At 38.4% G+C, this 22,658-nt stretch carries 22 protein-coding genes and 3 tRNA genes; 12 read left to right on the forward strand and 13 right to left on the reverse strand.

The window, feature by feature from the left end:
* Positions 1 to 120: 120 nt before the first annotated feature.
* The 3 genes from ACLJX0_RS09790 to ACLJX0_RS09800 all read right to left on the reverse strand — a co-directional run bounded on the left by ACLJX0_RS09790 (position 121) and on the right by ACLJX0_RS09800 (position 5,534).
* A complete protein-coding gene (locus ACLJX0_RS09790; protein ID WP_410880042.1) occupies positions 121 to 3,081 on the reverse strand; it encodes a histidine kinase in 2,961 nt (986 codons plus the stop codon).
* Positions 3,078 to 3,803, reverse strand: a complete 726-nt coding sequence (locus tag ACLJX0_RS09795) for a LytR/AlgR family response regulator transcription factor (RefSeq protein ID WP_410880043.1) — start codon at positions 3,801 to 3,803, stop codon at positions 3,078 to 3,080. The genes ACLJX0_RS09790 and ACLJX0_RS09795 overlap by 4 nt, the downstream gene beginning before the upstream one ends.
* A gap of 129 nt (positions 3,804 to 3,932) precedes the next feature.
* On the reverse strand, positions 3,933 to 5,534 hold the full coding sequence (locus ACLJX0_RS09800; RefSeq protein WP_410880044.1) for an ABC transporter substrate-binding protein: 1,602 nt from the start codon (positions 5,532 to 5,534) through the stop codon (positions 3,933 to 3,935).
* Between the two features lie 89 nt (positions 5,535 to 5,623).
* Here ACLJX0_RS09800 and mtaB point away from each other — a divergent pair, with 89 nt between their 5' ends.
* Positions 5,624 to 6,943: a tRNA (N(6)-L-threonylcarbamoyladenosine(37)-C(2))-methylthiotransferase MtaB gene (gene mtaB, locus ACLJX0_RS09805; protein WP_410880045.1), complete on the forward strand. Its 1,320-nt coding sequence runs from the start codon at positions 5,624 to 5,626 to the stop codon at positions 6,941 to 6,943.
* 103 nt (positions 6,944 to 7,046) lie between these two features.
* Here the strand turns inward: mtaB and ACLJX0_RS09810 are convergent, their stop codons facing one another.
* Complete coding sequence (locus tag ACLJX0_RS09810) at positions 7,047 to 7,328, reverse strand: GNAT family N-acetyltransferase (RefSeq protein WP_060875039.1); 282 nt, start codon at positions 7,326 to 7,328, stop codon at positions 7,047 to 7,049.
* Positions 7,329 to 7,544: 216 nt separating this feature from the next.
* Between ACLJX0_RS09810 and ACLJX0_RS09815 the strand changes: the two genes are divergently transcribed.
* The 3 genes from ACLJX0_RS09815 to ACLJX0_RS09825 all read left to right on the forward strand — a co-directional run bounded on the left by ACLJX0_RS09815 (position 7,545) and on the right by ACLJX0_RS09825 (position 9,396).
* Entirely contained in the window at positions 7,545 to 8,201 is a 657-nt protein-coding gene (locus ACLJX0_RS09815) for an alpha/beta hydrolase (protein WP_410880046.1), read from the forward strand.
* Between the two features lie 2 nt (positions 8,202 to 8,203).
* Positions 8,204 to 9,097: a lytic transglycosylase domain-containing protein gene (locus ACLJX0_RS09820; RefSeq protein WP_410880047.1), complete on the forward strand. Its 894-nt coding sequence runs from the start codon at positions 8,204 to 8,206 to the stop codon at positions 9,095 to 9,097.
* Positions 9,098 to 9,192: 95 nt separating this feature from the next.
* Positions 9,193 to 9,396 carry a hypothetical protein gene (locus tag ACLJX0_RS09825; protein WP_410880048.1) on the forward strand — a complete coding sequence of 68 codons (204 nt, stop codon included), beginning with the start codon at positions 9,193 to 9,195 and terminating at the stop codon, positions 9,394 to 9,396.
* Here the strand turns inward: ACLJX0_RS09825 and ACLJX0_RS09830 are convergent.
* Entirely contained in the window at positions 9,391 to 10,176 is a 786-nt protein-coding gene (locus ACLJX0_RS09830) for an alpha/beta fold hydrolase (protein ID WP_410880049.1), read from the reverse strand. The two genes, ACLJX0_RS09825 and ACLJX0_RS09830, sit on opposite strands and share 6 nt — an antisense overlap.
* A gap of 138 nt (positions 10,177 to 10,314) precedes the next feature.
* On the opposite strand from ACLJX0_RS09830, the gene ACLJX0_RS09835 reads away from it, so the two are divergent.
* From ACLJX0_RS09835 to ACLJX0_RS09845, 3 genes are all read left to right on the forward strand, one after another.
* Complete coding sequence (locus tag ACLJX0_RS09835; RefSeq protein ID WP_410880050.1) at positions 10,315 to 10,872, forward strand: hypothetical protein; 558 nt, start codon at positions 10,315 to 10,317, stop codon at positions 10,870 to 10,872.
* Between the two features lie 81 nt (positions 10,873 to 10,953).
* Positions 10,954 to 11,133, forward strand: coding sequence for a winged helix-turn-helix transcriptional regulator (locus ACLJX0_RS09840; RefSeq protein WP_410880094.1), 180 nt, complete (start codon positions 10,954 to 10,956; stop codon positions 11,131 to 11,133).
* A 149-nt stretch (positions 11,134 to 11,282) separates the two neighbouring features.
* Positions 11,283 to 11,507: a CDGSH iron-sulfur domain-containing protein gene (locus tag ACLJX0_RS09845; RefSeq protein WP_410880051.1), complete on the forward strand. Its 225-nt coding sequence runs from the start codon at positions 11,283 to 11,285 to the stop codon at positions 11,505 to 11,507.
* A 208-nt stretch (positions 11,508 to 11,715) separates the two neighbouring features.
* Here the strand turns inward: ACLJX0_RS09845 and ACLJX0_RS09850 are convergent, their stop codons facing one another.
* From ACLJX0_RS09850 to ACLJX0_RS09870, 5 genes are all read right to left on the reverse strand, one after another.
* Positions 11,716 to 12,264 carry a YbhB/YbcL family Raf kinase inhibitor-like protein gene (locus ACLJX0_RS09850; protein ID WP_410880052.1) on the reverse strand — a complete coding sequence of 183 codons (549 nt, stop codon included), beginning with the start codon at positions 12,262 to 12,264 and terminating at the stop codon, positions 11,716 to 11,718.
* A 92-nt stretch (positions 12,265 to 12,356) separates the two neighbouring features.
* Positions 12,357 to 13,187: a helix-turn-helix domain-containing protein gene (locus ACLJX0_RS09855; protein ID WP_410880053.1), complete on the reverse strand. Its 831-nt coding sequence runs from the start codon at positions 13,185 to 13,187 to the stop codon at positions 12,357 to 12,359.
* A 158-nt stretch (positions 13,188 to 13,345) separates the two neighbouring features.
* A tRNA-Arg gene (locus tag ACLJX0_RS09860) sits at positions 13,346 to 13,419 on the reverse strand.
* A 15-nt stretch (positions 13,420 to 13,434) separates the two neighbouring features.
* Positions 13,435 to 13,512, reverse strand: a tRNA-Pro gene (locus ACLJX0_RS09865).
* 6 nt (positions 13,513 to 13,518) lie between these two features.
* Positions 13,519 to 13,602, reverse strand: a tRNA-Ser gene (locus ACLJX0_RS09870).
* 478 nt (positions 13,603 to 14,080) lie between these two features.
* Between ACLJX0_RS09870 and ACLJX0_RS09875 the strand changes: the two genes are divergently transcribed.
* The 3 genes from ACLJX0_RS09875 to ACLJX0_RS09885 all read left to right on the forward strand — a co-directional run bounded on the left by ACLJX0_RS09875 (position 14,081) and on the right by ACLJX0_RS09885 (position 17,550).
* A complete protein-coding gene (locus tag ACLJX0_RS09875; RefSeq protein WP_410880054.1) occupies positions 14,081 to 15,259 on the forward strand; it encodes an acetyl-CoA C-acyltransferase in 1,179 nt (392 codons plus the stop codon).
* A gap of 96 nt (positions 15,260 to 15,355) precedes the next feature.
* On the forward strand, positions 15,356 to 16,117 hold the full coding sequence (locus tag ACLJX0_RS09880) for an NlpC/P60 family protein (RefSeq protein ID WP_410880096.1): 762 nt from the start codon (positions 15,356 to 15,358) through the stop codon (positions 16,115 to 16,117).
* 83 nt (positions 16,118 to 16,200) lie between these two features.
* Positions 16,201 to 17,550 carry a DEAD/DEAH box helicase gene (locus ACLJX0_RS09885; protein ID WP_410880055.1) on the forward strand — a complete coding sequence of 450 codons (1,350 nt, stop codon included), beginning with the start codon at positions 16,201 to 16,203 and terminating at the stop codon, positions 17,548 to 17,550.
* 67 nt (positions 17,551 to 17,617) lie between these two features.
* Here ACLJX0_RS09885 and nhaA read toward each other — a convergent pair whose 3' ends face one another.
* Together nhaA and ACLJX0_RS09895 are read right to left on the reverse strand one after the other, a co-directional pair.
* A complete protein-coding gene (nhaA, locus tag ACLJX0_RS09890) occupies positions 17,618 to 18,961 on the reverse strand; it encodes a Na+/H+ antiporter NhaA (RefSeq protein WP_410880056.1) in 1,344 nt (447 codons plus the stop codon).
* A 308-nt stretch (positions 18,962 to 19,269) separates the two neighbouring features.
* Complete coding sequence (locus tag ACLJX0_RS09895; RefSeq protein WP_410880057.1) at positions 19,270 to 20,088, reverse strand: DUF4261 domain-containing protein; 819 nt, start codon at positions 20,086 to 20,088, stop codon at positions 19,270 to 19,272.
* 233 nt (positions 20,089 to 20,321) lie between these two features.
* Here ACLJX0_RS09895 and lipA point away from each other — a divergent pair, with 233 nt between their 5' ends.
* Together lipA and gap are read left to right on the forward strand one after the other, a co-directional pair.
* Positions 20,322 to 21,194, forward strand: coding sequence for a lipoyl synthase (gene lipA, locus ACLJX0_RS09900; protein ID WP_182628213.1), 873 nt, complete (start codon positions 20,322 to 20,324; stop codon positions 21,192 to 21,194).
* 48 nt (positions 21,195 to 21,242) lie between these two features.
* A complete protein-coding gene (gap, locus tag ACLJX0_RS09905) occupies positions 21,243 to 22,253 on the forward strand; it encodes a type I glyceraldehyde-3-phosphate dehydrogenase (RefSeq protein WP_410880058.1) in 1,011 nt (336 codons plus the stop codon).
* Positions 22,254 to 22,366: 113 nt separating this feature from the next.
* Here the strand turns inward: gap and yajC are convergent, their stop codons facing one another.
* Positions 22,367 to 22,642, reverse strand: coding sequence for a preprotein translocase subunit YajC (gene yajC, locus ACLJX0_RS09910; RefSeq protein WP_002990410.1), 276 nt, complete (start codon positions 22,640 to 22,642; stop codon positions 22,367 to 22,369).
* Positions 22,643 to 22,658 lie beyond the last annotated feature (16 nt).

The raw sequence follows: 22,658 nt of genomic DNA on the forward strand, positions 1-22,658 counted from the left end.
AGAATTAAATCAGCACCAGTAGTCTTTATGTATCGTTTAGTGCTTTAGTACAATAATACAATCCTTTCTCGCATTCTCTGATTTTATTAACAAATAATTGACTTCATTTTCTTTGATTTCTTAACCCAATACTCCCTTTAGTACCAAACGTACCTTTGTTCCAGCCGTGGTAGACACAATACTAATATGCTCCTCTAAGTAATCTTGAATCATTTTCATTCGTTCTCTGACTAAATACAACCCTTTAGAATCGTGCTGGGACACTATTGTTGGCTGTTCTTGTTTGCCTATGCCATTATCGATAACCTCCAAGATTACATCCTGCTGTTCTCGATATACTTTTACTGTGATTCTAGGTTGCTCAACACTTTCGGGAAAGGCGTGAACCAAACTATTCTCTACAAAGGGCTGAAGCAATAAAGGTGGAATCACAATTTGTTGCGTATTCAACTGTTGATCTACCACTATAACCAATTGCACTCTTTCGTCTAATCGCATATTTTCCAACTCAAAATACCCTTTAATGTACTCGAGTTCTTCTTCTACCGTTACTTGTTCCACCATAGAGAGGTTCAGTGTTTTTCGAATTAACGAAGCAAATCGCTCTAAATAATATAAAGCTTCCTCCTCTTTATGAGCAATAATAAAATACTGAAAAGAACTCAATACATTAAAAATAAAATGTGTATTCAGTTGACTACGTACAGAAAGCACTTTTAATTCTGCTACTTTCTTTTCATACCGCAACTGTTTATCTTTGATATCTTGCTGTCTTTTCATGCGCTGAATCACTAAAACAACAAGACCAATCCCCAAGAGTACAAGTAAACTAAAAAACCACCAACTATAGTAAAAAGGTGGTTTAATGGTGAGATAAAGCAAGGAGGTTATTTGCTCTGCTCCTCTATCATAGTCGTAAATTCGGATTTCAATCGGATATTCTCCTGCATTTAAATAGTTCAAGAAAAGCGTCTGCTGTTCTAACGCTAACCACTCCTCCGTTGCTTTTACCCGGTATTGAAACTCCAATTTTTCTGGATATTTTGCTCCTAACAATACAAAATCAACAAAAATAGAATTCTGATCATAAGGTAAAATCAACTGACGCTTTTCTCGGATGTCTCCTTCGTTGAGATCAACTTTTTCTCCATTGATTTTCATCGACGAGATAAGGAGATTATACGCCACTTGTTGGGGTTTAAAATAATCTAAATCTAACGTATATAAGCCCTTATCAGTTCCTAAAATCAGTTGATTTGCAACAATCACGCTACTTTTAACATTATAATTATCCAACCCTTGTTCCGTATTAAACAGAAAAGTTCCCTTAGCATCTAAAACGGTGATTCCTTTATTGGTTCCAATCAAAACTTGTTTGTTGTGGTAATGCAAAAAGGTGATCCCATGACCTAAAATTGCTTGTTGTGGTATTTTACGAATCACTTTAGGCTCCATTCCATGCACATCTAAATAGTAAATATCGCCAAAGTCCGTAGCAACATATAAAGTTTCTCCTTCTCCCTTTGCGAGGTATTTTAATCGATTTTCAGTAAAACCCCCTTCCTCTAGTAACGAGCGATAGCGCTTATTTTCATACACATACAATCCATCTAGCGCCCCTGCTAGATACGTCTTATCCTTTATTCTTTGCATGGCTACAATATCACGAGGAACAAAAGTGCCATCCTCTCGACGAAACAATTCATATCGAAATTCCGCTATATTAGGATAGAATCTTACTCCACCATAGGGATCGGTTTCCAACAGTTGATTTCCAACAAAATCAAATTGATAGGTGTGAATCCCCATATAGTTTTCAATTTGCCCATTTTCATTTAGTTGAAACAAACCAATATTTGTACTAACCCAAACACCATGAGGACCTGAAACCGCTTTATAAAATTGAATTTGTTCTGCAGGAATTCGATGCTCGATTTCAAAAAAGTGATTAGCACGCGTCGTTAACCCAAGAAACTTTTGGTTGTGTGCCAGCTGATACGCCTTAAACACGGCTTTATCTACAGTATGCATTGCTTGATGATTGCGCACGATACACAAACCTTTAGCACCAAAAACATAGGTTGTAGCCTCTTTCACTGCTAAGGCATCTACCGCTCCAAATTCACCATCGAAATACAAGGGAGAAGCTAAATCAACCTGAAACAATCCTTGTTTCTTACTTCCTACATAGAGGAATTTGTGGTTGGCATCGTAAGCTAAACTGTATAATTCATCATTAACAATACCATATTGCTGATTGAGTTTTTCAATTTGCTTTCCCTCCCAAGCATAAATTTCACCTTCTTCGTTCAAGATGTCCGCCCCTACCCCATACACTTTATCCGCTACGGGTAGAAAAAAACGCGTACCCTTGATGGGATACATCCTTTTTCTTTGTTTGTCCTGAGGCTGGTGAATTTCCAAATCGAACTTTAATCCCAAAAGTAAAGTTTCTCGCAGTGGATCATAATAAGACGCTAACACTTCTTTTGGTTCACTTATAGAAATCACCTTTTCTTCTTCTACTCGAAAAACACCGTGATTAATAGTCGTTGCAAAAACAGTAGTTCCTATTTGGTAAAAACTAGAAACAGCACTTGGCGTTTTTAATGTATTCTTCGAAGGTAGTTCCACTAGGGATAAGGTCTGGAGATTAAGCCGTGTAATTCCTTCGGATGCACCAATATACAAGTGATTTTCGGTAATAAAAAGCGCATTAACCCGAGTTGAATACAGCCCCGTTTTTTCGTTAAACAAGAGCGTTTGCTTGGGTCCTTTGTACAAAATCCCTTGCCCATAGCTTCCAATCCAAATTCCTTGCTGTGAATCTTCTACAATGGCCGTAACATTAGTAAAACGATACTGAAGTGAGGTATCATCAATGGTAATTTTGCCTTGTTTTCGCACACTTAATCCAGCCCTAGACCCTATCCAAAGAATTCCTTTAGAGTCTAACAAGAGCGCGCGAACATCATTAGCGATTAACCCATCCTCTGTCGTATAGCGTTTGGTAACAGTCGTTTGTGCATAAAGAAAGGGAAAGAAAAAACCCAATAATAGAAGTACCAGGTACCGCCTCATAATTCAAGCAATCTGAATTCTTTCATTTTGGCTGCTGAAATAGTAATATCGTGGCTCACTTCTTGGTCATTGATGATTATTTTATCCTTAAACACAATGCGATTCGTCCCCATTTCAATGTGTTTTATGTGATTGATATTCACCACATACGAACGACCCACGCGATGAAAATGTGGGTGTTGTAATTTTGTAGCTACTGCTCCTAATGTTTTAGATATCAAATACTTTTGAGCGTATAAATATACCTCACAGTAATTATCATCGGCTTTGCAATACAGAATATCTTCTACAGCAACTATCTCCCGTTTCTGGTTGTTTCTAATTATTTTGATAAAAGACTGTCGTCCTTCTTTCTCGACAAATTTATCATAAGCTACTTGTAAGGTATCTACCGCTATAGGTTTCAATAAATAATGTAAACACTCATGTTGATTTAACACTTCTAAAGCGTATTCGCTATAAGCTGTAGTAATCACCACTTCGAAAGGACGTGGCGTTTTAAAGTAATCAAACAAAGCTAATCCGTTTTCTTTTGGCATTTGGATATCTAAAAAAACTAAATCAGGAGCATATTGTTCAATCATCTTCAGGGCTTCTTCGACTGATTTCGCGGTATAAAACACTAATTTGTGTTGGAGTTCAATGCTGTGAAGCAATCGGTGTTTCAATACTTCTGCAACTTTCATTTCGTCATCGACAATGAGAACGACTAACTCATTCATAATTTTAATTCGTATGTAAGGTTGTAATCAAATAATCAGCATATCAAGTTGATATACTGTGATTTCAAAGATACTAATCCCACTAGAATTCTTCTAAACAAATCAAACAGATTTTTTCTTATTCCTTTCTTATTCCTTTCTTACTCGTTTTAAAAAGAGATTGTTCATGGGGTTGATTCCCAACTGATGAATATTTTTTCTACTGAATCGCACTGCTTGATCATAGAAGAGAATCAAGGCGGGAACTTCTTCCGCAATCCATTGATCCATTTGTTGATAGAGCTGTTCTCGTTCTCCTTCATCTGTAATTTGAAAAGCCTTTTCATACAACTGATCATAAGTGGCATTTGAAAAAAACGTATAGTTTGGCCCATTGGGCGCTTTGTTTTTACTGTAAAAGAGTGAGAGGTAATTTTCTGCATCGGGATAATCCGCAATCCAACTTCCTCTAAAAAACGCGAGTTTACCTGAAGCCATCCCCTGGCGCAACGTTGCGGGTGGCATGACGTCTATCGCTACTGTTATCCCTATTTTCTGCCATTCTCTTTGCAAATATTCTGCAAGATCTAAATACCCCGCATTGGTTGACAAAGAAATCGAAACGATTGCTCCGTTGTGTTCCTGTTGATAAGCTTGTACAAGAGCTTTCGCTTTCGCTATATCATAGGTGTCCTCAACTTGGATGTTTCCTTTCAATCCTTTGGGAATAATACCGCCTATTTGTGTATTTCCCATGCCGCTCCTCAAATGTTTAATCATCTTTTCGCGATCAAATCCCATACTCAACGCTTGGCGAATTCGCTTATCGTGAACCGCACTTTGCGTGTCTTCCATATTAAACCCCAAGTATTCTGTGTTAAGATAAGGACCTGTTTCCATTTGTATGAAAGCTTGATACTTCTCTTGCAACTGTCCATCCATTGTAATTAAATCGTCTTTATACGAAGGATCTAAACCCGATATAAAATCTAGTTTTCCTTGAATAAATTGCAGAAATGCACTTTGTTTGTCTGGTAGAAAAGTAATCGCTACCGCTTCTAAGTACGGCAGTTGTCCCCCTTCTTCATCTTTTTCAAAATAACGAGGATTGCGGCGGAGTACCAATTTGACATTCTCTTCCCAAAACTTAAAATAAAAAGGTCCTGTACCAATGGGATGAGTTCTAAAATCATGTTGAGGATCTTCCACTACTTCTCGAGGAACAACAGAGGCATAACGCATCGATAACAAACCTAAAATAGCGGGAAAGGACTCTTTTAATTCCAAGCGAAATACGGTATCATTTAACGCTTCATACCTTTTTACTTTCTGCATGATCCACGCTCCTGGAGAAGCGGTTTTCGCATTGGTTAATCGATCGAAGCTATAGACAAAATCACGGGCGGTTACAGTTCGTGTTTGCTCCTTGCCAAAAGCAGGATGTGAATGGAAATATACCTCTTTACGCAAGGTAAAATCATAGGTTAATCCATCGACAGAGGCTTGCCAAGATTGTGCAATATCCCCTATTACATTCAATTGGTCATCAAGCTGAACCAAGCCATTAAACAGCTGATTACACGGCCAAATAATCGCCATACTTCTCGCAAAAGCTGGATCAAGTGTTTGAATATTAGAATTTTCATTGTAACGAAACACCGCTCCCTCCTCCTTTTCCTGCCTTTTATTTTGACAGGAATAAACAGTCAAGACTACACAAAGAATTGATATATAATAAATTATTGATTTCATCAAACCGATTTTTGTACGTAAATTTGCACGCTTTGTGACAACAAAGAGTAAATATACTTCAAAGTTACTACTCATAGTAAAGAATGATTATGGAAAATAGAAAAAAAGTAGCTTTTTACACCCTGGGCTGTAAGCTAAACTTTTCTGAAACCTCAACAATTGCGAGAAGTTTCGTAGATGAAGGTTTTGATCGCGTTGAATTTGAGGATGTGGCAGACATTTATGTAATTAATACATGTTCTGTTACCGAAAATGCAGATAAACAATTCAAACAAATAGTAAAAAAGGCGCAAAAGAAAAACGACAAAGCTTTTATTGCCGCTGTCGGTTGTTATGCGCAGTTAAAACCCGCTGAATTAGCCAACGTAGATGGAGTTGATTTGGTGTTGGGTGCTACAGAGAAATTTAAATTGACAGACTATATCAATGATTTGTCTAAAAATGAAATGGGACAAGTGCACTCTTGTGAGATTTCTGAAGCTGATTTTTATGTCGGCTCCTATTCCATTGGAGACCGAACTAGAGCATTCCTAAAAGTGCAAGATGGTTGCGATTACAAATGTACGTATTGTACCATTCCGTTAGCTCGAGGAATTTCTCGAAGTGATACTATGGAGAATGTATTGAAAAATGCAGCTGAAATTTCGGCTCAAGATATCAAAGAAATTGTCTTGACTGGAGTAAATATTGGCGATTATGGAAAGGGAGAATTCGGTAATAAAAAACACGAACACACCTTCTTGGAACTCGTACAAGCCTTGGATCAAGTAGAAGGCATTGAGCGTTTGCGCATCTCTTCGATTGAACCTAATTTATTAAAAAATGAAACGATTGAATTCGTTTCTCAAAGTAGAACCTTTGTTCCACACTTTCACATTCCGTTGCAATCAGGAAGCAACGATATCTTGAAAAAAATGAAACGTCGCTATTTACGAGAGCTATATGTAGAACGCGTAAATAAGATTCGTTCAGTTATGCCAGATTGTTGTATTGGCGTGGATGTGATTGTAGGATTTCCTGGAGAAACGGAGGAGAAATTCTTAGATACCTATACGTTTTTAAGCGATTTAGACATATCGTATCTCCATGTATTTACCTATTCAGAGCGCGACAATACAGAAGCTATCGCCATGGAAGCGGTAGTACCTATGGAAGTGAGAAACAAGAGAAGTAAGATGCTGCGCGGTTTATCAGTAAAGAAACGTCGTGCGTTCTACGAATCACAACTCGGTTTAGAGAAAACCGTATTATTTGAAAGTGAAAACAAAGAAGGCTATATCCATGGATTTACGGAGAACTATGTCAAAGTAAAAACACCTTGGGATCCTGCTTTGGTTAATACCTTACGTCCAATTAAACTAACTAAAATTGATGAGGATGGCATCGTCCGATTTGATTTTCTAAATTAAATAAAAAACCTGTTTGAATCAAGATTCAAACAGGTTTTTTGCTTTTTTCACCCGTGTTGGGGTATGTTGTGTATGTTATAAGTGGTTTTTAAATCTCACAGGATTAAATTCTTATCCCTGGAGGAAGCATTTCTTTGTACATAGGGTTTTTCCTAAAAAAAGAAACAATTTTTGGATGCGTAGGAACGACTCTCAATCTTTTTTCTCTAACGATATCGAGCACTCCTTTCAAGAAATCGATGGATTGTGCTTGCACACCTTCTTCAAATCCTTTTAATTTGGTCAGAAAGATTTTTCTTTCTTGTAGTGAATACTCCACGCTAAGCAAACCTTGATCGGTTTCGAGCTCAAACTGACGAAGCAATTCATTGTCTTTAATCTCCATTATACTAAAATTTTATATTTTCATGTTAGGCGTTTGGTTCTTTTCATAGCAAAAAAGAATAATGACTCACCCGAGTCATCTTTCCATAACAAAATGATATCGCAAGAAATTTTTAGCGGGTTTATACAGTGAATACAAAAAGTTTTATTCCTATATTTATCAAAGTTCGTCATTTTTTTCCAAACTACCCCTATTAAGTATGTTAATTTATTTAGAATGAACAAAATACCAATTTATTTCTTTCCAGGAATGTCCTCAACCTCTCTCATTTTTGAACGACTGGAATGGGATACTTCCCGTTTTGAACTACACTTTTTAGAATGGTTACCCTGTGACAAAAAAGAAAGCTTGTTGGACTATACCCAAAAATACATTCCCCTTATTCAACAGAATAACCCTATCTTCGTCGGTGTTTCCTTTGGAGGGATCCTTGCGCAAGAACTAAGCAAGCTTATTACTGTTGAAAAAGTAGTTATTATTTCCAGCGTACGCTCAAACAGAGAGTTTCCAAAACGCTTTAAATGGGCCAAATACACAGGGCTATATAAACTGCTTCCCACCCAGGGGGTGGAGTTTCTTCTTCGTATGATGGAACGCTATGGCAACGACAAGCAAAAGAAACGCATAGCCATGTACAATCGCTATCTATCTATCCGAGATCCACATTACCTCAACTGGTGCATTCGCGCGATATTGACGTGGGACCAAAAGGAAGAATTGGAACATGTGGTACACATACACGGCACCAACGACGAGGTATTTCCCTTCAAAAATATCCAGCACGCCATTGAAGTACCTGGAGGAACACACGCCATGATTATAGTGAAATACAAATGGTTTAATGAACATTTAGAAAAAATTATCTTGAAATAACGATGAAAAAGAATCTCAAAAATATGCTTTACACAACAGCAGTTGTGGGCATAGCCTCAACTTTTATTTTCGCAAGCACCCACAAAACGGAAGCTACAGAGGAAGCTAAAAATCCAACAGATCACTATGTTCCCCTACCTTTAACAGCAAATTTTGCGGGGGAAAAAGCTCCCTTAGACGTGATTGATGTCAAGGAACGCTTTGATCGTGAAATGATTATCAACGCCAACCTGCATTCATCCACAACTTTAGTCATCAAAAGAGCTGAACGCTATTTTCCTATCATTGAACCCATTTTAAAAAAGAACAATATTCCCGATGATTTTAAATACCTATGTGTGATTGAAAGTACCTTATCAAATGTGGTATCTTCTGCTGGAGCTTCGGGCTTTTGGCAGTTCATGAAGGGAACCGCAGGAGAATACAATTTAGTGGTTGACGAATATATCGATGAGCGCTACCACTTGGAAAAAGCCACAGAAGCGGCTTGCAAGTACTTCAAAGATGCCAAAGCTCGATTTGGTTCCTGGACGATGGTCGCTGCTGCCTATAACCGAGGCATGGCTGGTATGACCAAGGCAATGAATTCCCAATACGTAGACAATTACTATGATTTATTCTTAAATCAAGAAACCTCACGCTACGTCTTCCGTATTCTTGCGATGAAAGAAATTATGACCCATCCACAGAAATACGGATACGACATCCCTAAATCAGAGAAATATCCTCCGATTCCCATGCGTACAATCACCTTAGATCGAGATATTGATGATTTGCCTATGTTTGCCCAAGAAAACGGATCAAACTACAAATTGTTGAAATTGCACAACCCTTGGTTAGTGAATACCAACATTAAAACCAAAGGCAAGACGTATACCATCGAATTGCCGAGATAAATTAGTTGACGGTTTACGGTTTACAGCTAACAGACTGGATGTGAACCGTAATCCGTGAACCGTGAACCGTAATCCGTAATCCGTAATCCGTAAAAATGGACAAAGAGACCTATATTAAAAACGCCTTAGAGACGATAAAAGCCAAAAATTTACAAGTGCCCTTTGAATTAGCAAAAGGAAGTGTAATTACCAATTTAGATCAATACCTAAACAGTTTGAGATCGTCTTATTTACAAGCCAAAGACCCACGCATTGAGCAGTTGTTTTTGGATAAAATTGAACATTTACTACAGCTATAAATAGCGATGTAAGAAGGAGGAAATCAAACGTAAGGTTTTCTCCTTTTGTTCTTTATGGGGGATATGTCCCACTTGTTCAAAGATATATTTTTCAGCTACTCCACTAATATGTGTCACGGTTTGTTCTACTTGGTCTAGTGTTCCATATTCATCCAAATCACCTTGTAAAAACAATAAAGGTGATGTAATTCGATGCAATTCTGGCACCATCGTCCAACCGCTATAGGCAGGATCTAACCAAATATCAAACCAGGCATAACACAACTTTTCCACGCGTTCACCGTGGTATTTAACCAAGCGGTGTCTCAAATCCGTTTCTTGGTATGCTTTTTTCGCATCAGCTACACCTTTGAGCGTCATCTCCTCTACAAAAACATGCCCGGCTTCAATAACTAAAGCACTTGTATTTTCTGGGAATAAAATCCCATACCATAACGCAATAGAAGCGCCATCGCTATGCCCAAAAACGGCCAATTTACCTAATTGTAACACCTGACGTAAGCGCTCGAGAAATTCTCCTTCTTGTTCTAAGTAATTCGATTCGCGAAAAGAGGTTTTCAAGGGTTGGGATTTGCCATAGCCTACGCGATCATACACCATCACATTGCACTGCAACTGCATGGCTAGTAGTTCGGGCCAATCACGCCACAATTCCACACTGCCCAGTGAATCGTGTAGTAAAACCAAGGTAGTATCCGTCTTTGGGGTATCCCAAGTATAGTGATGTACAAATATGGCTTGTCCATCCACTTGAACCGATTGTGTACGTTGTTGTATCATATTTTTAGCTTTCTTCAAAAATAGGGGTTTTTAAACTAGTTAGCCCTCTTATAGGAACACAAAACTCCAGAAACCAACAACAAATTAGCGAAACACAATTTATAAAGCTATCTTTAGCTTTCATCTATAATAAACCCTATGAAAACGTTAGTTGTAGTAGCTGTATCTTTATTCAGCTTCCTTTTTAGTTCTGCGCAATCGAGCGTCAATTTCCCAACACAATTCATTCAAAACTTGGCACAACACTGTGGTCAAGCGTATAGAGGAACCATCGTATCAACACCTGTTCCCGCAGATTTTGAAAACAAAGAATTAATCATGTATGTTTCGGCTTGTGATCAACGAGAGGTGAAAATTGCCTTTTTTGTGGGAGAGGATCTTTCACGCACTTGGGTATTTACCCTAAAAGGCGATCGCGTCGAATTAAAACACGACCACCGCCAACCCAATGGACAACCCGATGAGGTAACAATGTATGGTGGAACAACAACAAATACCGGAAACGAACATATCCAATACTTCCCTTCGGATCAAGAAACTGCGTTAAGTATTCCTGCAGCTGCTTCTAACCTTTGGTGGGTAACCATTGACGAAAAAGAATACAGCTATAACTTACAACGCGCAGGTTCTAAAACGAGTTTTAATGTGGTGTTTGATGTAACAAAACCCATTACCACAGATAAACGGGCATGGTAGATAGTTGACAGTTTACCTTTAGTTTTGCTAAATATAAAATTGATAATTTTATAAAAAAGAATAGTAATAATAAAACAACCTATTCAACAAAGTGAACCAGACGGTTTACCTTTAAAAGTAGAATATGCCTTAACTGCTTTTGGGCAAACCCTTATTCCCTTGCTCAAGGCTATTGCACAATGGGGACAAAAGACAGCGGCTTTAGATGAAAATATTACCCATATTCCCTATGAAAACATAGACTGTGGCGTATTGGATTGATTGACACCTCTTGGTTTAACTACCGCATATCTTTATGGCATCCGTTTTGATTGAGCGCACTAAAAGGAATTTATCTAAATAGAAGCGTAGGTTCTATGCCTTCAGTTTATTATTCTATTTTCGTACAAAATAACGAAACTCAAATAGACATGTCAAAAACAAAACTAACCATCAACAATAATGGATCGGTAAAGATCGAGGGCGATTTTGAAATTGTAGATCGAGATGGAAATGTGTACGGATTACAAGGTAGAACCGTACTTTCTATTTGTCGTTGTGGTCTTTCAAAAAACAAACCGTTTTGCGATGGTGCACACCATGGACATTTCGAACACGAAGCGGTTGCCTTCGACCTTCCTCCGAAAAAAGGATAAGCGACAGCCTCCGGTATCCTATAGACCGAAGGATGAAAATGGAATCCATCCTGCGCTTGACTAGCGCAATGCAGAAGATTAATCATCAACAAAAAAAGTCTTTGGTTTCCCAAAAACTTTTTTCTTTCAAACATTTCAACGTATCCTGGGGACTATACAATTCCATCCTAAAACAAGTTAGAACTCCTTGTGCTCCAATCATTTAAATTTATCGTTTATAATAGGCGATAATACTAGCTTTTGCCAAGGTTTGATTCCAAAGATTAAACCCAACAAGTGCTGGATTTACTTGGGCATCTAATCCTAATTTAGTTGTTTTTAACGCGTAAACCGTGATTATATATTGATGAAAACCATGCCCTTCTGGTGGACAAGGCCCTCCAAATCCTCTACTGCCATAATCCGTCATACTTTGGATGGCTCCTTTAGGCGCTAAATCTAGCGTAACATTTCCTGCATTGGCCACTAGTTCCTTTACATTAGAGGGAATATCAAACATCACCCAATGCCAGAATCCACTTCCTGTTGGAGCATCAGGATCATACATCGTAATAGCGAAACTTTGGGTTCCCTCTGGTGCATGTTCCCAATACAATTGAGGAGATTGATTGTCTCCATCGCATCCAAATCCATTAAATTCTAAGCTTTTTGTGCCTTCTCCGCCTAAATTTTTACTCGATAAGGTAAATGTATTTTGTGCCAATACTGTCGTTGATACCGTCAAAAATAACAGTACCCATACGTGTGCTTTTTTCATTTTGAATTGAATTATAATTTCAATCAAAAGTAATGAAGAACTTAAAAGATGCGTGAAGCTAAGCGTTCAAAAACTGTTGCTAAAAGGTCATTTTAGGATTGTTGTTTAGGCGTGTGGCCGTATTTTATTTTATACGCTTGAATAAAGCTTGACAAGCTCTCATAGCCTACTTCCATATAAATTTCAGATGCCGTTTTCTTTTCCACACACAACAAATGATGCGCCTGTTCTAATCGCTTATGCTGAAACCATCGCATGGGTGATTCTCCATAGTGTTTTTTAAACGTTCGCTTAAATGTCGACACACTCATATTACACAAAAAAGCCAGCTCTTCCAAGGTCGATTTACGAAGCACATTGCTTTCAATCATACGCGTGAATTTTTGTGCGCTATCGTCTGTTGTATGTACAAGGGCATACAGCATCTCCTTTCCATAAATTTCAGCCAAATACCACAGAATTTCATCTAATTTCACGGCTAACAAACGCTGTTGAGCTTCACTGGACAAGGTGGCAATATCAAGTAAACTATGAACAAATCGATGGATAAAATCATCATAATCAAAAGCATACATCGATGGATAATCATGGCGTTTCTTTTGGGTAACTTCATATTTTTGGATGAAGTGATGAATTGCTTCATCCGTAAAAAACAACAATACACTGCGGTAATTTTCGTTTTTCGACAATTTTTCTGTCATCAAGCAATGTCCTGCCTTCATTAACAAGAACTTCGCAGGATCAATTGAAGCTACAATATCTCCAAAAACGACCTCTTTTGTACCCTCTATTAAAAAGCTAAATGTATTTTGATGAAGTACGATTTGTTGTCGAGCTACTTCTTGAGCGCTACAATAATCAAAGAGTTGAATGGATTGCGTAGCCTCAAGATTCAGGTCATTGGGAAGTGTAAGTATGTTCATAGGATTACAGGGTACTAAAGCGAACCTGCTTACTGAAATTCGCTTTTATATTTTCTTTACTGTTAAGATTGAGAGCATACGCTGTGCTAAAAGTACAACTTAATTTAACGAAAAGAGGGGAAACAAAAAAAGTCCTAACTTTCGTTAGGACTTTTTCGTGATCCAATCAGGATTCGAACCTGAGACCTACTGCTTAGAAGGCAGTTGCTCTATCCAGCTGAGCTATTGGACCCTACACTACTTGTAGTGGTCGGGGTGGCAGGATTCGAACCTGCGACCTCCTGGTCCCAAACCAGGCGCGATGACCGGGCTACGCTACACCCCGAAGAAGCGGAGAGACAGGGACTCGAACCCTGGCGACCGTTACCAGTCGACAGATTAGCAATCTGCTCCGTTACCACTCCGGCACCTCTCCGTTGCTTTAAAGAAGAGTTATCTTCTGTATTGCGGATGCAAAAGTAGCACGAGTTTTCGTTGTTTCCAAATATTTTAACCAGAAAAAACTAAAAAAATCAACACTTCTCCACAAATCAATTATCAATCAACAAGATACAACCCAATCTTTTTTTCTGTTTTTTGAATAAAAAAACAGCAACTCTTGCTTTTTCATGGGATGCTTCTGCTTTTTTCGTTCTTTTCTATCCTCAAAAAATGAAAAACAACCTCCTCCCGCTTGATTAGTGTTAATATCGTGGATTATTTCGGTTTACCATTCGACCAAATAAATTTATAATGTATATTTGTGCTTCTAGAATCAAAAAATATCTAACTAAAATATCCGCGAACGCGAATATACCCAGGAGCAAACAAAACGAGTATCCCAAAACAGTACGGCTGTTTGGATCAGTTTTCCTGCGTAATCGCTAGTACAGGGTTGATAAACACTATTAATTATGAGTAAAAGAGTAGTAATTGTATCTGCTGCGAGAACACCAATCGGTAGCTTCTTAGGGTCTTTATCTACAGTTCCTGCAACGAGATTGGGAGCTGCTGCCATTAAAGGCGCTATAGATAAAATCAATTTAGACGTAAATGTAGTTGACGAAGTAATCATGGGTAACGTTGTTCAAGCAGGTGTTGGACAAGCTCCTGCACGTCAAGCGGCTATTTACGCTGGATTGAGCAGCAATGTTCCTTGTACTACAGTAAATAAAGTTTGTGCTTCTGGAATGAAAGCCATCATGCAAGGGACTCAAGCGATTATGTCTGGAGATGCTGAAGTAGTTGTGGCAGGTGGAATGGAAAACATGAGTTTAATTCCACACTATGTACACATGAGAAATGGACAAAAATTTGGTCCTACTACCCTAGTAGATGGATTGCAAAATGACGGTCTTGTGGATGCATATGACAACCAAGCAATGGGAGTAGCGGCAGACAACACAGCAAAAGTACACAACATCTCAAGAGAAGAGCAAGATGCGTTCGCGATCCAATCGTATGAGCGTTCGGCTAAAGCTTGGGAAGAAGGTAAATTCGACATGGAGATTGTTCCTGTAGAAGTTCCACAACGCAGAGGTGAGCCAATCATCGTTTCAAAAGACGAAGAATATTCAAACGTAAAATTAGATAAAATCACAGGATTGCGTCCTGCTTTCACGAAAGAAGGAACGGTAACTGCTGCTAATGCTTCAACAATCAATGATGGTGCTGCTGCTGTAGTCCTAATGAGTGAAGAAAAAGCACAAGCGTTAGGATTAAAACCATTAGCGTACATCAGAAGTTATGCAGATGCTGCTCAAGAGCCGATTTGGTTTACAACAGCGCCTGCAAAAGCATTGCCAATCGCCTTGAAAAAAGCGAACTTAGCAATTTCAGATGTAGATTTCTTCGAATTTAACGAAGCTTTCTCTGTGGTAGGTTTAGCCAATGCAAAACTTTTAGATTTAAGTACAGACAAAATCAACGTAAACGGTGGAGCGGTATCTTTAGGACATCCATTAGGATGTTCAGGAGCGCGTATCGTTGTTACGTTATTAAGCGTATTAGAGCAAAACAACGCAAAAATTGGTGCAGCTGCTATCTGTAATGGTGGTGGTGGTGCTTCTGCTATTGTGATTGAAAGAGCCTAATACCGAAAAATAGTTATATAATACATAAATACAAGATGGGTTTGATTATATCAAACTCATCTTTATTTTTGCACTTTAATACAAAGACCACTTATGATGTTTGCTTATTGTAACCTTTCCATTGTTCCCTTACGCGCAGAACCTAGCGATAAAAGCGAATTGGTTTCTCAACTGCTATTCGGAGAATTGTTTACAATACTCGAACAGACCGAAAAATGGTCCAAGATTGAATTGGCCTTTGACCAGTACCAAGGTTGGGTGGACAACAAACAGTATCAAATCCTCTCTAAAAGTGAATACGACACCCTGAATCAAACGGCTCCTATTTACGCCGGAGATTTTGTAGAATTCTTGACTTCTTCGGACAATCAACTTATGTCTATTCCGCTAGGAAGTAACCTCAACGTCTTAAAACACGCCACGACCAATCCATTAAAATTCGCCTTTGAGGGACGCTCTATTACAGGTACCTTCACCAAAAGTCAATTTGTAAAAACAGCCTTTATGTATTTGAACGCCCCGTATTTATGGGGAGGAAAAACACCATTTGGCATCGATTGCTCTGGTTTTACTCAAATGGTTTACAAAATCAACGGACATTTAATTCCGCGTGATGCTTCTCAACAAGCAACCATTGGAGAAGCCTTAAGCTTTATTGAAGAAAGTGAAGCAGGTGATTTAGCCTTTTTTGACAATGCCGAAGGAAACATCATTCACGTGGGGATTATCATGGAAAACAACTACATCATTCACGCCCATGGAAAAGTGCGCATTGACCGCTTGGATCACTTGGGCATCTACAATGTAGATTCAGGAAAACACACCCATAAACTACGCGTAATCAAAAAGATTTTATAGAAAATAAACGAGTAAACCATTTTAAATTTCCGCTATTTACTACAAGCATAAAAAAACGTATCTTTGCACAAATAAGATATTTTATGCAGACTTTTGAGCAATTTAATCTACCGAAGGCTTTACAAAAGGCCCTAGATGAGCTTCAAATCACTACACCTACCCCCATTCAAACTAAATCTTTTCCTGTTATTCTATCTGGACGAGATGTAATGGGAATTGCCCAAACGGGTACAGGTAAAACGTATGCTTATTTACTTCCCATTTTAAAACAATGGAAATTTGCCCACGTGGATACACCGCGCGTTGTGATTATTGTTCCAACCCGTGAATTAGTTGTTCAAGTTGTTGATGAAGTGAATAAACTAACGCAGTATATGTCCATTCGCTCTTTGGGCGTTTACGGGGGTACCAACATCAATACTCAACGCAAAGCCGTTTACGATGGGGTAGATATTTTAGTAGGAACACCGGGGCGTATGATGGATTTAGCCCTTGACGGGGTTCTGCGTTTTGACAACCTACAAAAACTCGTTATTGACGAATTTGACGAAATATTAAATCTCGGATTTAGAACTCAATTGACTTCCATTTTAGCCATGATGCGCAACAAGAAACAGAATATTCTGTTCTCTGCAACCATGACTGAAGAAGTCGACGAGGTATTGGAAGACTTCTTTGATTTTCCAGAAGAGGTTTCTTTAGCTGCCTCAGGAACTCCCCTAGAGAAAATTGACCAACAATTGTATCGCGTACCCAACTTCTACACGAAGATGAATTTGTTGATGCATTTGCTTCAAGACAAAGAAGTTTTTAATCGCGTGTTGATTTTCATCAACAGCAAGCGTTTGGCCGATATTGTGATGGAGCAATTAGACGAAGCTTTTCCAGAAGAATTTACTGTAATTCACTCCAATAAATCTCAGAATTTCCGCTTGCGCTCGATGGCAGAGTTCCAAGCCAATGAATTAAGAGGATTATTGACTACGGATATTATGGCTCGTGGATTGGATATCTCCGATATTAGTCACGTCATCAACTTGCAATTTACCGATTCGCCAGAGCAGTACATTCACCGTATTGGTCGTACAGGACGTGCGGATAAAACAGGGATTGCCATTTCTTTTGTAGATCCCAAAGAGGAAGACATGCTATTGGAAGCCGAAGAGCTGATGGAAAAAGAGTTAAGAGACCTCGAAATCCCCTCAGCAGTAGAAATTTCCGATAAGCTGATGGAGTTTGAGAAATCCAAACTAAAAGCAAAACAGCTTGTAAAAGTGAAGAAGCCCATAGAAAAAGGAGCCGCTTTTCACGCGAAGAAAGAGAAAAACACCAAAGTTAACTTGGGTGGACCTGGAAAGCGAAAACCAAGAAAAACAAAACCAAGAAACCGCGCAGTTGATGCCAAACGAGCGGCAAAAAAGAAAAAAGACTAACAACATACCCCAATAAAAAAGCCGAATAGGAATGCTATTCGGCTTTTTCTATCCTCTTATTTACTGTTTATTTCTTTGCTTTTCCAGCTAAACTCAAAACAATAAACCCTAGTAACCCTCCTAAACCAGAAGCAATTAAGATTCCTAATTTTGCTTGTCCTGGAAACTCTGGATGCAGCTTAATATCAAATGCAAGTTCCGTTACGAAAAGTGACATCGTAAATCCGATAGATGCTAACAATCCTAAGCCGAATAAGTTTTTATAGGTCATTCCTGCAGGCATCTTCGCTACCCCTAATTTAATAATCAAGGCTGTTAATCCGAATACCCCTAAAACTTTCCCAATCAACAACCCTAAAGCTACTCCTAAGGTTACTGCACTTAGTCCTTCTCCACTTCCCATACTAATTGGAATAGCCGCATTAGCCAAAGCAAAAACAGGCATAACAAAGAAAGCTACGAAATTGTGCATGCTGTGTTCTAAGCGAATCGCAGGTGGCAAACTATTTTTAGCTAAATCTTTGATTTCCTCCACACAATCCATTTGCTCCCCTGTTAGCGTTGGAATCTTATCATCGGGATCAATACTATTGAATCTGTTTTTTAATTGATCTAATTTTTTACGAAAGAAAGGTTCATGTATTCTTGCTGTTGACGGAATAGCGAAAGCTGCTAACACAGCTGCAATCGTTGCGTGAACGCCAGACAACATAAACGCCAACCAAATACCGCCAATTCCGATAATCGCATAGTAAACGGTATTTCGAACACCTACTAAATTACTGATAATCAACAACCCAAAGAATCCTAATCCAATACCTAAATTGATTAAAGACAGTTGTTCTGTATAGAAAATAGCAATCACCATGACGGCTCCTAGATCATCTGCAATGGCTAAAGCCGTTAAAAACACTTTTAATGAAGTTGGCACTTTATCTCCTAATAAATAGAGCACGCCTAATGCGAAGGCAATATCTGTAGCCATGGGAATTCCCCATCCGTGTGCGGCATCTGTTCCTGCATTGAAAATAGCATAAACCGTAGCAGGTACAACCATTCCTCCAATAGCTGCAATAATCGGCAACATGGCTTTCTTTGGAGAAGATAGCTCCCCTGTTGTTAACTCTCTTTTCAATTCTAAACCAACCACGAAAAAGAAAATGGCCATTAACCCATCATTCACCCAATGTTTCAAGGAGTGATTTAACGAAAAGTCATTAAACGAAAAAGCGATGTGATTTTCTTCCCAAAAAGCGGTGTATTGATCTGCCCAGGCAGAATTAGCCATAAAGATGGCAATCAAAGCAGCAATAAACAATATAATCCCACCAGATGTAGATTTTTGCATAAATTTACTAACAGGTGCTACAATCCATTTATCTGCTGGTGTTAACTTCAGATTATCTTCCATTTTATTTGAGTTTGTATACATATTTAATACCAAATATAGGTTTCCTCTATCTTTTAACCAAGCAAGCCTCTTATTTTTTAATATCCTCTAATTTAACACCTTCTCTAATATTGTTATAAAAACACGGTATCAGTAGGCATTTTTCACTTTTACCCTATATTAGCTAGTATTCACTCACTTTTGGTATAAACCGCTAAAAGAGATTCTTCTTTCTCTTCGATTTATATAAAAACACTTTTACTATTTTTTTATTTGAACCAGTAGCAAAAGAAAAACGCTATTCAAACAAAAGAATAGCGTTTATTTTATTACATCTCTAATTTCAACGTTTCTCCTTCTACTTGAATACCTTTAGAAGAAGTGATAGTAATCTTTTGTTCAGCGGTATACCCTAACGTTTCTCCGTGTTGAAACACCACATCACTACCAATGACATAGGAACAAATATTCACTAAAAAGGAATACAATTCTTCTAAAGGTAAAGCGGAATCAATCACTTCAATTTCTTGTTTGCCAAAAGCATTCAACCCATAGGTATAGATGCTATTACCCGCTTCAGTGGTACGCAAACCAATATACACCCATAGCGGTACCATTACTTTTCCTTCTGCTAACTCCTCTTCATAGTCCAAATATTGTTCGCGCGGAATTAACAAAGTTTGACTCCCTTGATAAACACCCACACAACTTGGTGTTGTCGCCATAATAGCGAATAAAATACGGGACAACAAAAGATGGCGTTCTATGATATCCATTGATCCACTAACTACAGAAACAATCGCATGACTATCCACCTCTTGGATATCCTCTAAAACGCTCGGCCAGTTATACGCATATTGTGCGGTATTTTGAACATCGTCTTTAGGAATAGGCGCAGGCATAAAAGCAATAGCAAATAGGGTACCTTGAGTGGTCAATACGGCGGTTGTATCGTCGTAATCCTGTCCTTCGATTTCGTAGTCCCAGTTTTGCGTAAGGTAGGCTAATACCGCTTCTATACTATAGTGTTCTCCTTTTTCAAACATTGGCATGGCTAACAAAAGAGGATCCTCTTGCTCTTCGCCATTTTCATTTGTTTCCTTTGCAGGTTCGGGCTTGTTTTTTTTGCCCCAGTTAAATAATCCCATAGCTCTTTTTTTTTGTACTCAAAAATACACAATACTAGAAACATTCCGCACTTTTCACCCCAGTATTATTTGACTATTTTTGTCCTATTCCCCTTCATTTTACGCAAGAATATTGTCAAAAACCAAGGAGAAACACAAGGCTCTCGCCAGATTGTATCCACTTTTATAATTCGGGAAAAAACCGAGATAAAAGAGAAGATTTCAGTATATTTGTACTTTGATAAAATGAAAGTATGGATACAATCTTAGACAAAAATATACAACCACAGGCCAAACCAAAATGGTTACGTGTAAAATTGCCTACAGGTAAAAAATATACTGAATTAAGAGGATTGGTGGACAAGTATAAATTGCACACCATCTGTACCTCAGGTAGTTGTCCGAATATGGGAGAATGTTGGGGAGAAGGAACGGCTACGTTTATGATTTTAGGTAATATCTGTACGCGTTCTTGTGGATTCTGTGGTGTAAAAACAGGACGTCCAGAGACAGTGGATTGGGATGAACCAGACAAAGTAGCGCGCTCGATTAAATTAATGAATATTAAACACGCGGTATTAACCAGTGTAGACCGTGATGATTTAAAAGATGGAGGGTCAATCATTTGGGCCGAAACCGTAAAAGCGGTTCGCCGCATTAGTCCAGGAACTACCATGGAAACGTTAATTCCAGACTTCCAAGGCGAAGAGCGTCTGTTAGATCGCATCCTTGAAGTAGCTCCAGAAGTGATTTCTCACAATATGGAAACAGTTCGCCGTTTAACTAGAGAAGTTCGAATTCAAGCCAAATACGATCGCAGCTTAGCAGTATTAAAATACTTAAAAGATAATGGCGCTAAACGCACCAAGTCGGGAATTATGCTTGGATTAGGGGAAACAGAAGAAGAAGTGATCCAAACCATGCATGATTTAAGAGCTGTGGGATTAGATGTTATCACGATTGGTCAGTATTTACAACCGAGTAAAAAACACTTACCTGTAAAAGAATTCATCACCCCAGAGCAATTCAAAAAATACGAAGAAATCGGGTTAGAATTAGGATTCAGACACGTAGAAAGTGGTGCCTTAGTACGTTCATCATACAAAGCTCAAAAACATATTTTATAATTATAATATTGATGGTCGCTTCTCAGCGACCATCTGCATTTACAACCAATGAAAAAAATAAACGTTGCGATTAATGGATTCGGACGCATTGGCCGAAACCTTTTTAAATTATTGCTCAACCACCCTGTCATTGAAGTTGTTGCTATAAATGATTTAGCTGATGTGCAAACTATGGCACATCTACTTAAATACGATAGTATTCACGGTATTTTATCTGCTGATGTCTCACATGAAGACAATTACTTGATTGTCAATCAACAGAAGATTCCCTTTTTTCGTTCTAAAGACATCGCTGATTTACCTTGGGCAGCCTTAGCGGTTGACTATGTCGTAGAAGCAACAGGGAAACGCAAAACCACAGCCTTATTGGAAGAACATATTCAACAAGGAGCCAAACGCGTTATCTTATCTGTTCCTCCAGAAGACAATGAGATAAAAACCATTGTTTTAGGTGTAAATGAAGCTATTTTAACGGGAGAGGAATTGATTATTTCCAATGCGAGTTGTACCACGAATAACGCAGCGCCCATGGTCAAGATTATCAAAAAACTATGTGGGATGGAGCAAGCCTATATCACGACGGTTCACTCCTATACCACCGATCAAAGTTTACACGATCAACCCCATAAAGATTTGAGAAGAGCCCGTGGAGCTGCTCAATCCATTGTACCTACTACTACAGGAGCCGCTAAAGCCTTAACTAAGATTTTCCCAGAATACGAAGGTAAAATTGGCGGGGGGGGAATCCGAGTGCCTGTACCAGATGGTTCCTTAACAGATATTACCTGCTATGTTCAACGCGCTATTACCATTGAAGAAATCAATCAGGCTTTTAAAGATGCAGCAGAAAATGAATTAAAGGGAATTCTAGCTTATACGGAAGATCCAATTGTATCTGTAGATATTATTGGTAACACCCATTCCTGCTTATTCGATGCTCAGCTAACCTCTGTACTGGATCGCATGGTCAAAGTGGTGGGTTGGTATGATAACGAGATTGGCTATTCTTCTCGTTTAATTGATTTGATTATGTATTTCGACTCCATCAAAAAGGAGTAGTACCAATGCGTTAATTCCACTACCAATTACGAACGTAACTACTCATATTATATCATAAAAAAAGGCATTGCTCTCGCAATGCCTTTTTCTTATCTATACCTATACATCGTATATTATTTTTTCTCTTGAAGTTTTTGGCTCATATCCATAGAAATAGCAGAGCGCTCCATTAAAAGTTTCCCTGCCATTGTCTCTACAACAACTGTTAATTCATTTAACTCAGCAATTCTTCCGTGTAAACCTGATTTAGTTACAATACGATCGCCTACTTTCAAACTAGCTTCGTATGTCTTTTCTTGTTTCATTTTCTTTTGTTGCGGGCGAATCATAAAAAAATAGATCGCAACAAAGATGAAAATCATAGGTAAAAATTGTTGTATACCTTCCATAAAATATTAAATATTA

This window comes from Myroides sp. DW712, from assembly GCF_046557355.1.
Classification (GTDB): Bacteria; Bacteroidota; Bacteroidia; order Flavobacteriales; family Flavobacteriaceae; genus Flavobacterium.

Coding starts and splice junctions, on each gene's coding strand:
- ACLJX0_RS09790 (WP_410880042.1), bottom strand. CDS start 3,081: ATGAGGCGGTACCTGGTACTTCTATTATTGGGTTTTTTCTTTCCCTTT.
- ACLJX0_RS09795 (WP_410880043.1), bottom strand. CDS start 3,803: ATGAATGAGTTAGTCGTTCTCATTGTCGATGACGAAATGAAAGTTGCA.
- ACLJX0_RS09800 (WP_410880044.1), bottom strand. CDS start 5,534: ATGAAATCAATAATTTATTATATATCAATTCTTTGTGTAGTCTTGACT.
- mtaB (WP_410880045.1), top strand. CDS start 5,624: ATGGAAAATAGAAAAAAAGTAGCTTTTTACACCCTGGGCTGTAAGCTA.
- ACLJX0_RS09810 (WP_060875039.1), bottom strand. CDS start 7,328: ATGGAGATTAAAGACAATGAATTGCTTCGTCAGTTTGAGCTCGAAACC.
- ACLJX0_RS09815 (WP_410880046.1), top strand. CDS start 7,545: ATGAACAAAATACCAATTTATTTCTTTCCAGGAATGTCCTCAACCTCT.
- ACLJX0_RS09820 (WP_410880047.1), top strand. CDS start 8,204: ATGAAAAAGAATCTCAAAAATATGCTTTACACAACAGCAGTTGTGGGC.
- ACLJX0_RS09825 (WP_410880048.1), top strand. CDS start 9,193: ATGGACAAAGAGACCTATATTAAAAACGCCTTAGAGACGATAAAAGCC.
- ACLJX0_RS09830 (WP_410880049.1), bottom strand. CDS start 10,176: ATGATACAACAACGTACACAATCGGTTCAAGTGGATGGACAAGCCATA.
- ACLJX0_RS09835 (WP_410880050.1), top strand. CDS start 10,315: ATGAAAACGTTAGTTGTAGTAGCTGTATCTTTATTCAGCTTCCTTTTT.
- ACLJX0_RS09845 (WP_410880051.1), top strand. CDS start 11,283: ATGTCAAAAACAAAACTAACCATCAACAATAATGGATCGGTAAAGATC.
- ACLJX0_RS09850 (WP_410880052.1), bottom strand. CDS start 12,264: ATGAAAAAAGCACACGTATGGGTACTGTTATTTTTGACGGTATCAACG.
- ACLJX0_RS09855 (WP_410880053.1), bottom strand. CDS start 13,187: ATGAACATACTTACACTTCCCAATGACCTGAATCTTGAGGCTACGCAA.
- ACLJX0_RS09875 (WP_410880054.1), top strand. CDS start 14,081: ATGAGTAAAAGAGTAGTAATTGTATCTGCTGCGAGAACACCAATCGGT.
- ACLJX0_RS09880 (WP_410880096.1), top strand. CDS start 15,356: ATGTTTGCTTATTGTAACCTTTCCATTGTTCCCTTACGCGCAGAACCT.
- ACLJX0_RS09885 (WP_410880055.1), top strand. CDS start 16,201: ATGCAGACTTTTGAGCAATTTAATCTACCGAAGGCTTTACAAAAGGCC.
- nhaA (WP_410880056.1), bottom strand. CDS start 18,961: ATGGAAGATAATCTGAAGTTAACACCAGCAGATAAATGGATTGTAGCA.
- ACLJX0_RS09895 (WP_410880057.1), bottom strand. CDS start 20,088: ATGGGATTATTTAACTGGGGCAAAAAAAACAAGCCCGAACCTGCAAAG.
- lipA (WP_182628213.1), top strand. CDS start 20,322: ATGGATACAATCTTAGACAAAAATATACAACCACAGGCCAAACCAAAA.
- gap (WP_410880058.1), top strand. CDS start 21,243: ATGAAAAAAATAAACGTTGCGATTAATGGATTCGGACGCATTGGCCGA.
- yajC (WP_002990410.1), bottom strand. CDS start 22,642: ATGGAAGGTATACAACAATTTTTACCTATGATTTTCATCTTTGTTGCG.